Here is a 15,399-nt window from a genome sequence, read left to right on the forward strand (position 1 = left end):
CTCCTTCGCGCGTTCCTCCGCACCGCCGCCGGCACTTCCGGCTCAGCGTGCCTTGGCCACCCGCTCGCGCGGCGCCAGCGGAATCTCCGCCCACACCTGCTTGCCGCCGCTGAGCGGCACCGCGCCCCACGACGCGGTCGTGGCCTCGACGATGAGCAGCCCGCGGCCGCCGGTCGCCTCCCAGTCCTGGTCGGCGGGCTTGACGGGGCTGCGGGGTGAGGCGTCGTTCACCGCGATCCGCAACCGGTCGGCGGACAGTGTGAGATCGAGCCGCACCTCGCCCTGCGTGTGGGCGATGGCGTTGGTGACCAGTTCGGACACCACCAGCAGAGCCCCCTCCAGCTCCTCTTCCGCGCCCCAGGAACGCAGGGTCCGCGCCGTGAAACGCCGGGCGTGCATCACGGCGTTGGGCAGCCGCCACACCGTCCAGTGGGTCCGCATCGGCCGCACCCGGGTGCCGTCGTAACGGAGCAGCAGCAGGGCCACGTCGTCGTCGCGCCGGTTCACCGCCACGACCAGCTCGTCGGCCACCCGCCCGGCGTCGGCGGGGTCCGCCGCGGAGAGCGTGTCGCACACCCGCCGCATGCCCTCCTCCAGGGTGAGGGCCGCCGACTCGACCAGCCCGTCCGTCAGCAGCATCAGCAGGGTGCCGGGCACCAGGCCCGCCTCCGTCATCGGGTACTCCTCGTCGGCGAGGACGCCCAGCGGGGGGCCGCCCTCGACCATCAGCTCCTCGGTGCTGCCGTCGGGGTGCCGGATCACCGGGTGCAGATGCCCGGCCCGTACGAGCCGGGCGATGCCCTCCTCCATGTCGAGGTCCACGTAGAGGCAGGTCGCGAACAGATCGGTCTCCATGCCGACCAGCAGCCGGTTGGCGCGGGCGACGACCACGTCCGGAGGGTGCCCCTCCACCGCGTACGCCCTGACCGCCGTGCGCATCTGCCCCATGATGGTCGCCGCCCCGGCGCTGTGACCCTGCACGTCCCCGATGACCAGGGCCACATGGCCGTCGCCGAGCGGGATGACGTCGTACCAGTCGCCGCCGACCTCGAGCCCCGCCGTGGCCGGGAGGTAGCGGGCGACGGCCTCACCGCCGGGCAGCTCGGGGAGCTTCCTCGGCAGCAGACTGCGCTGGAGCATCGTGGCCAGTTCGTGCCCGGCGTCCATGGCGTGGGCCCGCATCAGGGCCTGCCCGACCAGGGCCGCGGCGGCCGTCATCAGCGACCGCTCCTCCGGGTCGAACCGGTGCCCGTCGTCCCACCCCACCAGGCACACCCCGACCATCCGGCCGTCCGCCCGGAGCGGGAGCACCGCGAGGCCCCCGCGCCCGATCTCCGCCAGAGCGGGTTCGAGGTCCGCGCCCGCCGGCCACAGGCTCACATGCCCCTCGCGCAGCGCACCCTCGATCGTCGGCATCTCGTGGATGGAGAGGTCCGGCCACTCGGAGCGCCATTCGGCGCGCCAGACCGCGGGCCAGGCGTCGGGCTCCGGCGGGTCCAGGACCGTGACCACCAGCCTGTCCCCCTCCCGCTCGGCGACCGCGACCCGGCCCGCCTCCAGCGGACCGCGGAGCGAGGCCACCACCAGCCTGCTGACCTCCCGGATGGTGCTCGCCCCCGCCAGCCTGGCCGACAGCCGCTGCACCACCGAGACCTCGTCGGCACTGGGCCGCAGATAGGCGGCGTCGGCCACCACACCGAGCACCCGCTCGGGAGTGCCGTCGGCGTCCACCTCGACCCGGCAGCGCAGCCCCAGCCAGCGCAGCTCGCCGCCGGGCCGGCGGATACGGAAAGCCAGCTGCTCGGTGGCCGCGGACATCCGCCCCGGTTCGACGATCTCCATCAGAGCCGGGATGTCGTCGGGGACGGCGCAGGCCAGCAGGGTCTCCACCCGCCCGTCGAACTCCTCGGCGGGGACGCCGAGAAGCTCCAGGACGTACTCGTGGGCCTCCATGCGACCGGTGCTCAGCTCCAGGATGAACGCGCCGCCCTGCAGCGGCACCAGGGCGGCCTGCCCCAGGTGCGGCTGCGGCGGCGTACGGCCCGGCACTCGGGCAGCGGCCGATTCCAGCCCGGCGGCGACCTGGTCGGCGTAGAGCTCCAGCAGCGCGCGGCGGTCGGGGCTGAAGCCTTCGGTGACCTCGCCCGCCACTATCAGACAGCCCAGCTCGTTGGCGCCCCGCCCGAGCGGCAGCGCCCCGAGTGAGAGCCGGGCGGTCGTCGCCGCCCCCTCCCCGCGGCGGCCGGGGAAGTGGTGGGGGTCGAGCTCGACGTACGCCGCCAGCTCCTTCGGGTTCAGCCAGAGCGGGCGGCCGGCGCGGAAGGCCTCGGCGGCGGGGGAGTGGCCCTCCACGGCGATGATCGTCGGCAGCCCGTACAGCATCCTGCGGTCACCGGTCAGCTCGGCCAGATGGAGTTCGCGGCCCCCGCCGGCGAGGACGTAGACAGCTGCCAGCTCGGCCCCGCAGAACGCAAAGCGTTGCCTGGTCACCGTCTGTTCCGCCTCCTCGCGCGGGCAGCCGCCGAGAGCCGTCCTCCCTCCATGCTGTCGCGCCCGGGACCCTCCGGGCGAGTCAGGACGGAGCGTGGTCCGTGCCGCGGCGCTCTGGTGTGCGTGGACCCTACCGGGCCGCGCCGTGCTGGATCGCCTGTTCCGACCAGATGGTCTTGCCGTCTCCGGTGGTCCTGGTGCCCCATCGGTCACTGAGCTGCATGACGATGAACAGTCCACGGCCTCCTTCGTCCGTTGCGGTGGCATGGCGCATGTGCGGCGAGGTACTGCTGGCGTCCGAGACCTCGCAGATCAGGGTGCGGTCGAGGATCACCCGCAGCTCGATCGGCCCCTGCCCGTAGCGGATCGCGTTGGTCACCAGCTCGCTGACGATCAGTTCGGTGGTGAAGACGGCGTCCGGCATGTCCCACGCCTGGAGCTGGTGCTCGATCAGCCGGCGGGCCGTGGCCACGACCGAGCCGTCCCGGGGCAGGGTCCAGCTGGTGACGCGGTCCGCGCGCAGGGCGCGGGTACGGGCGAGCAGCAGCACCGCGTCGTCCTGGGGGCGGCGGGGCAGGAGCTCGTAGACCGCGGAGTCGCAGAGCCGCCCGAGGGACGCCTCGGGTTGGGCGAGGATCTGGTGGAGCCGGGCACGGGCCTTCCCGGCGTCCTGGCCGGGGGTGCTGACCAGGCCGTTCGTGTAGAGCGCCAGCAGGGTGGACTCCGGGAGGGTGACGGTGGCGGACGCGTAACCGGTGCCTCCCGCGCCCAGCGGGGGACCGTCCGGTACGTCGAACTCCAGCGCCGAGCCGTCGGGCCCCAGCACCAGCGGGAGCGGATGGCCGGCCCGGGCGGTGGCGCAGACCCGGGACACCGGGTCGTAGACCACGCACACGCAGGTGGCGAGGTGGTCCGGGGGCGCGTCGTCGCCGTGCCCGACCGGTGAGCGTGTCCGGCTGAGGAAGGCGGCCGTCTCGTCGAGCCGGTCGAGCAGTTCACCGGGCTCCAGGTCCTGCAGGGCGAGCGTGCGCAGGGCCGTTCGCAGCTGGCCCATGGTGGCGGCGGCCTCGATGCCGTGCCCGGCGACGTCACCCACGACCAGGGCGGCCCTGGCACCGGACAGCGGGATGACGTCGTACCAGTCACCTCCCGCGCTCTCGGGGAGATAGGTGTACGCGGTGTCGACCGCGGTGAGTTCGGGGGGCCGGCCCGGCATCAGCCCCTGCTGCAGCGTTGTCGCCACGGTGCGCTCACGGGCGAAACTGCAGGCGTTGTCGAGGTGCAGTGCGGTCTTGGCCACCAGTTCCGTCGAGAGGGCGAGATCCGCGTCGTCGAACAGCTCGGGGCGTTCGAAACGGTAGAGGGCGGCCACCCCCAGCACCGTCTCCCGCAGCGTCAGCGGCACCACCATCAGGGAGTGGACGCCCGCGGACACGATGGGTTCGCCGCGTTCGGGGTCCGCGTCCAGCCAGGCGTCGTTCGCGTCGACGTCGGTGACGAGCCGCGGTGTGAGGTCGTTGAGGACCTGGGAGTAAGGGGTGTGGGCGCCGAAGGTGTTGAGTTCGCCCTTGCGCGGCCCCCGCTCACGGCCGAGGACGGACCTGAACGCGACCCGCCGCAACGGCGTGTCCGCCGGTACGGGGCCGGGGCGCAGCGGGCGCCCCCGCAAGGCGTCGTCGAGCAGGTCCACCGCCGCCGCGTCGGCGAGCCGGGGCAGGAGGACCTCCACGAGCTCCTCCGCCGTCCGGTACGCGTCGAGGCTCGTGCCGATGGACTGCCGGGCCTGGTGGAGCAGGTCCAGCCGGCCGAGCGCCGCCTCGCGTTCCGTGACGTCGTCGGCGATGACGGCCAGGCCGAGCACCTCCCCGTCGGGCCCCTCCAGCCGGAAGAGCGACAGCGAGACGGTCATGTCCCGTTCGGGATCGGACAGCGGCCTGCCCGTGATCAGGCGGTCGTGGACCACCGTGCCGGTGCGGAGCACGCCCTCCGCCAGGGCGACGACGGGGTCACCGCTGAAGCCCTCGGTGAGTTCGGCGACGGTCTTGCCCAGCACCTCCCCGGGAGGGATGCCGCGCACCCCGGGCGCCGCGCGGTTGAACCGGATGACCCGCAGCTCGTCGTCACACAGGAAGAGGCCGTGCGGTGCCTGAGTGAACAGGGCGTCGAGGATGGCCGAGTCCCGCCGCCGTGCGTCGTCTCCGTCCACAGTTCCACGATGGCCTTCGGCGTGCCGGGGGCAACTCGGCGCAGCCCGGCGGCACGGGGTCCGGGCTCCGCGGTGACGCCGCCTGCTGAACACGCTCCGGAGCCCTCGTACGTCCGGCCTCCCCCACGGGCAGCCCCGGCCGTCCTGGTGTCACGGCCGTACCTCTGTGGCGGGCGGCCCCTGCCCGCTCGGCCGGTGCCTCCTCGGACGGATCCGCCGGGCCCTCACCTGAGCGGCCCTTCACGGCTCGCGCACCCGCGGGCCCCGGGTTCTGCTGTTGTCAGCCTGACCACCAGCGGAGGAGTACGCATGCCGGACGGAAACACCGGCTCCGAGGGACGTGACCTGGAGCAGCTGCGTGCCCGGATCGCGGCACTGGAGGCCCGGGAGCAGCCCCCGGCCCGGCCGCCCCGGCACCGTATGCGCTCCGCCCTGGCCGCGGTGCTGATCGTGATCGGCTGCCTGCTCGCCCCGCTCAGCGCGGTCGCGACCTGGGCCGAGAGCGAGGTGGGCGACACCGACCGCTATGTCGCCACCGTCGCTCCGCTCGCCTCCGACCCCGCTGTCCAGGCAGCCGTCGCGACCCGGGTCACGAACGTCGTGATGGAGCACATCGACCTCCCCGCGCTGCTGGAGGACGTGGCACCGGCCGACCGTCCGCGGCTCGACGCCCTGATCGGCCGGCTCGGAGGCGCCCTGGAGAACGCCGTCCGCAGCTTCGTGCAGGCCCGCACCCAGGACATCGTCGCCTCCGAGACCTTCCAGCGGATCTGGACCGACGCGAACCGCCGGATCCACGCCGCGGTCGACAAAGCCCTCACCGGCAGCGGGGGCGGAGCCATCGAGCTCACCGACAACGCCGTCAAGATCGACCTCGCGCCCGTCATCGAGCAGGTCAAGCAGCGGCTGGTGGACGAGGGGCTCACCGTCGCCGAGAAGATCCCCGAGATCCACACCGACTTCACCGTCCTCCAGTCCGAGGACGTCGGCCGCGTCAAGACCGGTTTCCGGCTGCTCCAGCTCGCGGGCACCTGGTTGCCGATCGTGGCCGTGGTGCTGATCGCCGCCGGAGTGCTGCTCTCCGCCCACCGCAGAAAGGCCCTGGTGGCGGCCGCGCTCGGGGTCGCGGTCGCCACAGCGCTGCTCGGCGCGGGCCTCGCGGTGTTCCGGCTGATCTATCTGGACTCCCTGCCCAAGGGGGTGTCCCAGCCCGCGGCGGAGGCCGTGTTCGACGCCCTCGTCCGCTTCCTGCGCACCACGATCCGCAACATCGTGATGCTCGGCGTCGTCGTCGCCCTCGCCGCCTGGCTCACCGGTCCCGGCCGCTACGCCGGTCTCGCCCGGCAGCTGTGGACGTCCGGCATCGCCGCCACCCGCGCCACGGCGAACCGCGCGGGCCTGCGCACCGGGCCGGTCGGCCCGTGGGTGCGCCGCTACCGGACGTGGATCACCTGGGTGCTGGTCGCCGCCGCCGTGCTGGCGTACGTCCTCTGGTCGTACCCCACCGCCTGGGTCGTCGTCGGACTGGCCCTCGCCCTGCTCTTCGCCCTCGCGATCGTCGAGTTCCTGGCGCAGGACGACGACCGGGCGGCCCCCGGGCCGCCGGCCCGCGGACCCGCGGCCACCGGCGGCCCACCGGGCACCCCGTGAGCCCCCGGCCTTCCGGGCCCCCCGGAGGCCGGCGCCCGCACGGCGCCCGCCGGCCCGCCGTGTGACGCTGGATCCATGGCCAGGGCGAACGACGAGATCGAGGCGATCCTCCAGGAGTACGCCGACCTCATCGCCATCACCGGCGGCGACGCCTTCCGGGCCCGTTCGTACGAGAAGGCCGCCCGCGCGATCGGCGGCTACCCGGCCGACGTGACCACCCTCGACCCCAAGGGGCTGCGCGAGATTCCCCACGTCGGCAAGTCCATCGCCGACAAGATCGTGGAGTATCTGACGTCCGGGCGGATCAGCGCGGTGGAGGAACGGCGGCAGTCCATTCCCGCCGGGGTGCGGGAGCTCATCGCCATCCCCATGCTCGGGCCGAAGAAGGCGCTGCTCCTGTACGAGGAGCTGGGCATCTCCTCCGTGGACCAACTGCTCGACGCGGTCCACGGGGAGCGGCTGCGCGATCTGAGGGGCTTCGGCGAGAAGACGGAGGCGAACATCCTCCACGGCATCGCGCTCATGCAGAAGGCCGGCACCCGGATCCTGCTCAACGCCGCCATGGACGCGGCCGAGCGGATCGTCGCCGAACTGTCGGGTGTGGAGGGCTGCGAGAGGTGCGCCTACGCCGGATCGCTGCGCCGGATGCGCGAGACCATCGGCGACATCGACGTCCTCGTCGCCGCGGACGCCTCGGCTCCCTTCATGGACGCACTCGCCGCACTCCCGAACACGGCCGAGGTGATCGCCCACGGTGCCAAGAAGACGTCCATCCGCACGACCAAGGGGCTCCAGGTCGATCTGAGGGTGCTGCCGCCCGACTCCTGGGGCGCGGGACTGCAGTACTTCACCGGGGCCAAGGCGCACAACATCCGCACCCGCGAGATCGCGGTGCGCCAGGGGCTCAAGCTGTCCGAGTACGGGCTCTTCGACGCCGAGAGCGGCGAGAGGATCGTCTCCTCGACCGAGGAGGAGATCTACGAACGCCTGGGCCTGCCCTGGATCCCCCCGACCCTGCGCGAGGACCGGGGCGAGATCGAGGCCGCACTCCGCGGTGAACTGCCCGTGCTGGTCACGGAGGAGGACATCCGCGGTGATCTGCACACCCACACCGATCTCACCGACGGTCTGGCCCCGCTGGAGGAGATGGTCGCCGCGGCCGCGGCGCGCGGATACTCCTACTACGCGGTGACCGACCACGCCCCGGACCTCGCCATGCAGCGCATGACGAAGGAGAAGACGCTCGCCCAGCGGGAACGGGTCCGTGAACTCGACCGCAAGCACAAGGGCATGCGACTGCTGCACGGCACCGAGCTCAACATCGGTCCCGAAGGGGACGTGGACTGGCCCGACGACTTCCTCGCGGGCTTCGACATCTGCCTGGCCTCGATCCACTCCCATTTCAACCAGAGCCGGGACGCCCTCACCCGCCGCCTCGTCCGGGCCTGCGAGAACCCGTACATCTCCGTCATCGGCCACCCCACGACCCGCAGGATCGGCAAACGGCCCCCCGTCGACGCCGACTTCGACGCCGTCTTCGCGGCCTGCGCCCGCACGGGCACGGCACTGGAGATCAACGCCCACCCCGAGCGGCTCGACCTCGGCGACGAGGACATCCTGCGCGCCAAGCGCCACGGCGTGCGCTTCGCGATCGACTCGGACGCGCACTCCACCACCCATCTGCCCTACATGCGGTACGGGGTGGCGACGGCCCAGCGCGGCTGGCTCTCCAAGGACGACGTCGTCAACACCTGGCCGCTGACGAAGCTCAGGCGCTTCCTGCGGCCCTCGGTCTGACCACCCGGCCCGGCACGCCCGCCGGCCCGGCACGGCCGCGGCCCGGTCGGCTCAGCACGGGCGGCGCCATGCGTCCAGCTCCAGCCGCTTGCGCATGGAGGACAGTCCCAGCCGGCGGGACTCCGCGCAGAAGTCCCGGTTGGGCAGCGCGTACTCGACATGGAAGACGGCCTTCCCCGCCGCGACGAACGGGGTGAGCTTCGCGCACTCGCCGTACTGCGCGCACTCCTCGTTGACCGCGAAGTCGAAGTCCTCGACCAGCTCGGCCACTTGGGGCAGGTCGTTCTTCAACCCGACGGACAGCCCGCGTTCATGGGCGATACGGGCGATCATGCGGTTGTAGGCGAGCTGGTGGGCGGCGGTCAGGGGGAAGCCGGTGTCGTTCAGATGGGCGTCCAGCAGATCGGGTTCGACCGCGTCGAAGCCCTTCTCCCGGCACATGTCGAAGCGCTTCTCCATGAGGGGGCCGAGCACGTCCAGCCGGCGGATGTCGAGCCACCGCTCGCCGTCCCAGCCGTTCGGCCGGCCGCGTACGGACACCGGGAAGTCCGCCTGGTCGGGACGGAAACGCTCCCAGGCACCGGCGTTGATGTAGCAGATGACCCGGCGTCCGTCCCGGTGCAGCCGTGCGACGTCGGCGGCGCTGTTCTCGAAGCCGTCGATGTCGTACACGGGCACGTCCGCCGCCGACGGGTCCGCGCGGCCGTCGAGCTGCCACTGCCACGCCGTGCCGGGCCGCGGCTGCCAGCGGACCCCGTCCGTATCCGGTGGGGCGCCGCCGGAGCACCCCGCCACCAGCAGCACGGCGAAGAGCAGGCACAGGCCGGGGAGTCGACGGCGGTTCACGGAGCCTCCCGGTACAGGGCGGGGGGCGGTGCGCCCCAGGGGTTGGGCAGGGAGCCGGTGACCGCGCAGTACACCGCGGCCCCGCGCTCGCCCGCCGCCCGGGCCGCGACGTCCGCCAGTGCCGTGGGCACCTCGTACACCAGGTGGCAGAACCGCTCGGGCGGATGCCGGGCAGTCCAGCGGGGTCGGGAGAAGGTGGAGAGATAGACCGGCCAGGGGCCCTCGAACGTCACCAGCAGATCGGCGATCCGGGTGTAGCCCGGCGCCGGGTGCACCCCGTGGTTGAGGACGACCGTGCGGCAGCCCCGCTGGCGTGCGGCGCGGACGAGACGGCGGCAGGCGGGCAGGGCGGACCGGTCGGCGGGCACCTGGTCGAAGAAGCAGCCGTCGACGTCGTACCACTCGCGATGGCGGTCCAGATCACCGGTCACCGCCGTTTCCGGGCGCACCCCGTAGTCGAGGTCGACATAGCCGAGGACGCGCGTGCCCGCTTCCCGCAGGGCGCGGGCGGCGGAGACGAACGCGGGATCGGGCGCCGACCCGGCGCCGTCGGCCGGGTTCAGCACCACCCCGTGGACCCGGTCCCCGGCGGCCGCGACCAGCCGCCAGGCTTCCGGGTCCTCCGCGGGATGCACATAGAGCGGGACCAGCAGCGTCATGCCACCGGGTCCGCTTCCCCGTCGGCGCCGAGCGACGCCCACAGCGCGCTGAGGGAGTCGGTCAGGGTGAACCGCGGCTCCCAGCCGAGGGCGTCCCGCGCCGCCGTGATGTCCGAGCACTGCCAGGTCACGCCGGCGGAGCGCGCCGACCCGATGCCGGCCTCGTCGACACGGCCCCCGAACCCGGCGACGGCCACCAGCCCCTGCACCAGGTCCCGGATCGGAACGGCGCGGCCGCCGCCGATGTTGAGGATGCGCGGCAGCGGCCCGGAGGCGGTCGCCGCCAGCACCACCGCTCTGGCCAGGTCCCGCGTGTCGACGAAGTCGCGATGCGCGGACAGGTCACCGAACCGCACGACCGCGTCGTGGTCCCCGCCCGCCCGGCGCAGCCGGAGGGCGGTGCCGCCCGGCAGGCTCATCGGAGCGGCGCCCGGTCCGACCGGGTTGCCCACGCGCAGCACGACCGCGTCGAGGCCCGACGATGCGACGGCCACCGTCCCGGCCAGTTTGGTGGCGCCGTACGAGCCCACGGGCCGCGTCGGTGCCTCCTCCGTGACCGGTACGCCGGGCTCGCCCGCCCCGTACTCGGCCGCCGAACCGAGGTGCACCAGCCGGGCGGTCGGCGCGGCCTTGCGCAGTGCCGCGCACAGCACGGCCGGGCCGCGCGCGTTGACCTCGGCATCGGTCACCGGGTCGGCGCCGAGCGACCCGGCGCAGTTGACCACCGCGTCGGGGGAGAGGTCCGCGAGGCTCTCGGCCAGCCGCCCCGTGTCGGCCGTGGCGAGGTCCACGCGGAGGTCGGCGTCCGGAGACCGGCCCCCGCCGAACAGCCGCGCGCCCCCCAGCGCGCTGAGCTGTTCGGCGACGTGGCGGCCCAGGTACCCGGTGTGGCCCAGGACGAGGATGCGCATGGGGTGTTCAGGCTCCCTTGAGCAGCAGTGACTGGTGGGTGGTGAACTCGGCGTTGGCCCGGTCGTAGTCGTCCGGCCGGCCGATGTCGAGCCAGTAGCCGTCGAACTCGTAGGCCCCCGGCGGGTTCCCGGCCTTCAGCAGGTCCAGGACGAGTTCGTCGAAGCCGAGCGGCAGCCCGGCGGTGTATCCGTCGAGCGTGTCACGGGACAGCCCGTACACGCCCATGGAGACGCGGTAGTCCATGGACGGTTTCTCGGCGAAGCCGACCACCCTCCCGGCGTCCGTGGTGAGCACCCCGAAGTCGATGTGCACCTTGCGGGCGTACGTGGCGATGGTCAGCGCCGACCCGCTCGTGCGGTGCCGGCCCAGGACCTCGGCGAAGTCGAGGTCGGTGAGGATGTCCCCGTTCATGACGAGGAACGACTCCGGCAGCCGGTCGCGCATCGTCAGCAGCGGGCCCATGGTGCCCAGCGGGTTCTCCTCGGTCGCGTAGTCGATGCTCAGCCCCCATCGGGTACCGCTGCCGACGTAGGCGCGGATGATGTGGCCGAGATGGCCGACGGCGATGGTGCAGCTCGTGAAGCCGCTCGCCGCCAGCTGACGCAGTACGATCTCCAGGATCGCGTGCCGGTCGCCGATCGGGACGAGCGGTTTGGGCAGTGCGGTGGTGTACGGGCGCAGCCGGATGCCCTTGCCTCCGGCGAGAATCACTGCGTGCACGGGTAGCCCCCTGTGAGTACGGTGGTCGGTGGTCCGCCGGGTCAGATGTTGTAGATGCCGGTCTTGTAGCGGGAGAGGTTGGCGGGGTCGCGGAAGAACTCCACCGTCCGTGCCAGTCCCTGCTCCAGGTCGAGGGCGGGAGCCCACCCGGTCGCCTCCCGCAGCCGGGTCGCGTCCGCGACCAGCCGCATCACCTCGGAGTTCGCGGGCCGGATGCGCTGCTCGTCCTCCCGGACGTCGAGTTCGGTGTCCATCACCTTGCCGACGAGGCGCACCAGGTCGCCGACCGAGATCTCGCCGCCGGTACCGGCGTTGAAGGTCCGGCCCACGACGGCGTCGGCCGGTGCGGTGCCCACGGCGAGGAACGCCGCGGCCGTGTCCGTGGCGTAGGTGAAGTCGCGTGTGGGCCGGAGGTCGCCGAGAGTGATCGTACGCTCCCCGGCGGCGACCTGCCCGATGACGGTCGGGATGACGGCCCGCATCGACTGGCGGGGGCCGAAGGTGTTGAAGGGCCGCAGGGTGACCACCGGTGTGCCGAAACTGGCGTGGTAGCTGTCGGCCAGCCGGTCCCCGCCGGCCTTCGAAGCCGCGTACGGGGACTGGGTGTTGATCGGGTGGTCCTCGGTGATCGGCACGGTCTGCGCGGTCCCGTACGTCTCGCTGGTGGAGGTGTGCACCAGCCGCGGGGTCTGAAGGGCCCGCACGGCCTCCAGCACGTTGAGCGTGCCCGTGACGTTGGTGTCCACATAGCTGTGGGGGGCGCGGTAGGAGTAGGGAATCGCGATCAGCGCCGCCAAGTGGTAGACGGCATCGGCCCCTTCGGCGAGCCCGCGGACCGAGCCGGGGTCACGGACGTCACCGAGCACGATCTCGACCTGGTCGAGCACGTCCTGCGGCAGTGTCTCCAGCCAGCCGAAGGAGGAGAAGGAGTTGTACTGCGCCATCGCACGGACACGGTGTCCCGAGGCGACGAGGGCCTCGGTCAGATGGGAGCCGATGAAGCCCTCGGCTCCGGTGACGGCGGCGAGCGGTGCGGATGTCAACTGTCGTTCCTTTCAAGGAGGTTCGCTGCAAGGCGCGATGGTGTGCGGGTGGTGGTGTGCGAGCGGTGGACGGAAGCGGGCCGGAGCCGGGGACCCGGAACCCGGGGGCCTGGCCGGGCGGTTGCCGCGAGCGGCACGAGGGGTACGAGCGGCACGAGCGGTGGACGGCGGGTTCAGGAGTGCGCAGTGGGCCTGCCCAGACACCACAGGACGGCGGTGACGAGGACCCCGGCGGCGGTGCCACAGCCGATCAGCAGCGGAGCGGCGCTCAGTGGGCCGCCGAGCAGGGTCACCGCGGCCACCCCGGCGGCCGCGGTGAGCGATACCACGGCCGGGAGCCAGGCCAGTCCGAACGCCTGAAGCAGCAGCGCGGCCCACAGCAGTGCGGCGAGGGTCAGCAGGGGCGCCGGTTCGGCGCCGGTGAACAGCGCCGCCGGGACGAGCGGCAGCAGATAGCCGCCCATACACAGCGCGAGCGTCCGGGCGGACCGCAGCCGGAACCCGGCCTCGTCCGCCGAGGCCCGCAGCGCTGCCACCGACAGCCCCCGGTAGCGGTACAGCAGCCACTCCGCGGGCCCCATGCTGACGGTGAGCACGACCACGGCCCAGGGCTGACGCTGCCCCAGGGACATCACCAGCGCGCCCGCGGCCAGACCGAACAGCCCGTACGGCAACGAGCCGAGCAGCCGCGGCGTGGTGGCGCCACCGGACGCCTTCTCCGCACCGAGCATCCCCCGGATCTCGCGGCCGGCGACGGCGACGGCCAGCACCACCGTCAGCACCGGCAGCGCGATCCGAGGCAGCGGGCCCGGGTCCCACCACGGCAGCACCGCCGCGCCGGCGGCCAGGGGGGCGAGCGTGCCGAGCAGCAGCCGTTCCCGTCCACGGACCAGGAGCACTGCGGCCGCCGCGAGGTACAGCGACTGCCCTGCGCCGAACAGCGCGGCGGGCCCCGGCCCCGCCACCGCGAGGGCGGCCGCCGTGGCGAGCAGAGCACCCGAGGGCGCGCCCACGAGCAGCGTCCGGCCCGCCTGCCGCGGCCCCGCCGTCAGCCGCAGATACGCCCGGTGGCTGAGCGCCTGGCCCCAGGCCCACGACAGCAGGCCCGCGACCACGAGCGCGTACACCCCCCGGGGCGAGTGCCACAGGCCGGCGGTCAGCAGGTAGGCCAGGCCAGGCAGGGCGAACAGCGCCCCGCGCAGGGCACACCGGACGTGGTCGGGCGCCCAGGGATCCGGCCCGCGCGGGGGCTCGGGGAAACTGCGCGGCACCCGCCCGTACAGATCGGCGGCGAGCGAGAACAGATCGGGACGCCCGTAGCGCTCCTGGATCTGCTCGCCCGTCAGGCCCTCGGACTCCAGCAGGGCCGCGACCTCGTACGCGTGCACCGCGGGTCCGATGCGATCGGCGAGCTCGGCGGCGAGGACGTCCACCGGGTCGTCCGGAGTCCGTCTGCGCCGGGGCAGGCGCAGTGACAGCGTGGCGTCCGGCGCGGCGAGACGCAGGGCCAGCGTGTCGCCCTGCCCGCCGTCGGGTTCGAGAGCCATGGGCCCGCTCATCCGGCCACGCTCCCCAGGGGTGCCTCGTCGCTGAGGGGGGTGCCCCAGGGGTCGGCCAGTCGCACCCCGCGGACGGACAGCTCCAGGTAGATGGCGCGGAAGGTGTCGATGGTCTGCCGGAGCGTGAACTGCTCGATCACCCGCAGCCTCGCGGCCTCGCCCATCGCCGCCCGGCGCGGGGGATCGGCCAGCAGCTCCAGCGCGGCCGCGGCCATGGCCCCGGGGTCGCGGGGCGGGACGACCAGCCCGGCGTCGCCGACCGCCTCCCGGACGCCGCCGACGTCGGTGGACACGGTTGCCCTGCCGCACGACATGGCCTCGATCAGGGTGAAGGGGAATCCCTCGCTGATGCTGGACAGCATCACCACGTTGCCAGCGGCGTACGCGTCCTTGATGTCGTCGACCCGGCCCTCGAAGGTGACGGCGTCGCCGTGGCCGAGTGAGGCCGCGAGTGCCTCGCACCGCTCCCGGTACGCCTCGCCACCCCGCGGTGTGCCGCCGAACAGCCGCAGGGTGGCGGCGGGAAGCGCCCCGCGGACCTCGGCGAACGCCTGGATCAGGGTCTCCAGGTCCTTGATGGGGTCGACGCGCCCCGCCCAGCTGAGCGTCGGGCCCTGCGGTTCGGGGCCCGCGGGCGGGAAGGCGGAAGGGTCCACGCCGTTGTAGACGGTGCGGATGAGCCGGGGATCGGCGCCGCCCTGCTCCTCCCACAGCCGGTTGTAGCGGTTGCCGGGCGTGACGAGGGCGGCGCGACGGTAACTCTCCTCGGCCAGCAGCCGGAAGAAGCCGAGCAGCACCGCCTTGACGGGCCAGCGGTACGGGGCTGTCCGGTAGCCGAGATAGCGTTCGCGCAGATAGACCCCGTGTTCGGTGAGCAGCAGGGGGACGCCGTGGAGTTCGAGTGCGGCCAGCCCCGGGAGCACCGCCACGCCGCCGCTGACCGCGTGCGCCACTCCGCGCTCCGGCGGCCGCGCCGCGAGCGGCCGCAGGGCGTGCTCCAGCAGCGCGGTCGCGGTGACCGCGTCGTGGAGGCTGGGCCGCGCCTCCCGGACGACCAGGCCCCGGCGGTTCCACACCGCGGTCAGGACACGCAGCGCCCGGTCCCCGCGCAGCGCGGGACCGAGCGCCCCGTCCCGGGCGGCGTGGGCCAGTTCGTACAGGGCGGGGGAGAACCCCTCCTCGGCGGAGGGGTCCACCAACGCCGTGAGGAAGCGTTCGTACGCCGCCATCAGCCGGCGTTCACGCCGGCCGCGCGGCGGTGAACCGGGGGGTGCGGGACCCCACATGGGCACCGTGACCGGCTCGGCCACGTGCGGGGGCAGTTCCCAGGCGACGGACTCCCGTCCGGTGCCGGTCACCGCGATGATGTCGAAGTCGATGTCGGGCATGCCGCCGACGAGCTGGTCGCACCAGACGCTCACCCCGCCGTGACTGTGCGGGTAGGTGCCTTCGGTGAGGAGGGTGACGCGTGCCGCGTCTCGGCGCGGCGCACGAGGCGATACGTGCATGGATGGGCT

General features: G+C 73.3%; 11 protein-coding genes. 2 read left to right on the plus strand and 9 right to left on the minus strand.

Annotated elements, in window-relative coordinates:
- Positions 1 to 42: 42 nt before the first annotated feature.
- Together FEF34_RS34875 and FEF34_RS34880 are read right to left on the minus strand one after the other, a co-directional pair.
- Positions 43 to 2,490 (minus strand): SpoIIE family protein phosphatase, encoded by a 2,448-nt coding sequence (locus tag FEF34_RS34875; protein ID WP_138056722.1) that lies wholly within the window; start codon positions 2,488 to 2,490, stop codon positions 43 to 45.
- Positions 2,491 to 2,620: 130 nt separating this feature from the next.
- Positions 2,621 to 4,696 carry a SpoIIE family protein phosphatase gene (locus tag FEF34_RS34880; RefSeq protein ID WP_138056723.1) on the minus strand — a complete coding sequence of 692 codons (2,076 nt, stop codon included), beginning with the start codon at positions 4,694 to 4,696 and terminating at the stop codon, positions 2,621 to 2,623.
- 309 nt (positions 4,697 to 5,005) lie between these two features.
- Between FEF34_RS34880 and FEF34_RS34885 the strand changes: the two genes are divergently transcribed.
- Entirely contained in the window at positions 5,006 to 6,346 is a 1,341-nt protein-coding gene (locus FEF34_RS34885; RefSeq protein WP_138056724.1) for a hypothetical protein, read from the plus strand.
- A gap of 75 nt (positions 6,347 to 6,421) precedes the next feature.
- Positions 6,422 to 8,143 carry a DNA polymerase/3'-5' exonuclease PolX gene (polX, locus tag FEF34_RS34890; RefSeq protein ID WP_138056725.1) on the plus strand — a complete coding sequence of 574 codons (1,722 nt, stop codon included), beginning with the start codon at positions 6,422 to 6,424 and terminating at the stop codon, positions 8,141 to 8,143.
- 51 nt (positions 8,144 to 8,194) lie between these two features.
- Here polX and FEF34_RS34895 read toward each other — a convergent pair whose 3' ends face one another.
- The 7 genes from FEF34_RS34895 to pelF form a co-directional block, all read right to left on the minus strand.
- The gene (locus FEF34_RS34895; protein ID WP_138056726.1) at positions 8,195 to 8,989 is read right to left on the minus strand and encodes an endo alpha-1,4 polygalactosaminidase; all 795 of its coding nucleotides are present in this window, start codon (positions 8,987 to 8,989) and stop codon (positions 8,195 to 8,197) included.
- Positions 8,986 to 9,648, minus strand: coding sequence for a spherulation-specific family 4 protein (locus tag FEF34_RS34900; RefSeq protein ID WP_138056727.1), 663 nt, complete (start codon positions 9,646 to 9,648; stop codon positions 8,986 to 8,988). The genes FEF34_RS34895 and FEF34_RS34900 overlap by 4 nt, the downstream gene beginning before the upstream one ends.
- Positions 9,645 to 10,559 (minus strand): NAD-dependent epimerase/dehydratase family protein, encoded by a 915-nt coding sequence (locus FEF34_RS34905; RefSeq protein WP_138056728.1) that lies wholly within the window; start codon positions 10,557 to 10,559, stop codon positions 9,645 to 9,647. Before FEF34_RS34905 ends, FEF34_RS34900 begins: the two co-directional genes overlap by 4 nt.
- 7 nt (positions 10,560 to 10,566) lie before the next feature.
- On the minus strand, positions 10,567 to 11,280 hold the full coding sequence (locus FEF34_RS34910; RefSeq protein WP_138056729.1) for a nucleotidyltransferase family protein: 714 nt from the start codon (positions 11,278 to 11,280) through the stop codon (positions 10,567 to 10,569).
- A gap of 41 nt (positions 11,281 to 11,321) precedes the next feature.
- Positions 11,322 to 12,323, minus strand: a complete 1,002-nt coding sequence (locus FEF34_RS34915; RefSeq protein ID WP_138056730.1) for a GDP-mannose 4,6-dehydratase — start codon at positions 12,321 to 12,323, stop codon at positions 11,322 to 11,324.
- A 173-nt stretch (positions 12,324 to 12,496) separates the two neighbouring features.
- Entirely contained in the window at positions 12,497 to 13,870 is a 1,374-nt protein-coding gene (locus tag FEF34_RS34920; RefSeq protein ID WP_234042671.1) for a hypothetical protein, read from the minus strand.
- A gap of 8 nt (positions 13,871 to 13,878) precedes the next feature.
- On the minus strand, positions 13,879 to 15,390 hold the full coding sequence (pelF, locus tag FEF34_RS34925) for a GT4 family glycosyltransferase PelF (RefSeq protein ID WP_138056732.1): 1,512 nt from the start codon (positions 15,388 to 15,390) through the stop codon (positions 13,879 to 13,881).
- Positions 15,391 to 15,399 lie beyond the last annotated feature (9 nt).

The sequence above is a fragment of the Streptomyces marianii genome (assembly GCF_005795905.1).
GTDB classification, from domain to species: domain Bacteria; phylum Actinomycetota; class Actinomycetes; order Streptomycetales; family Streptomycetaceae; genus Streptomyces; species Streptomyces marianii.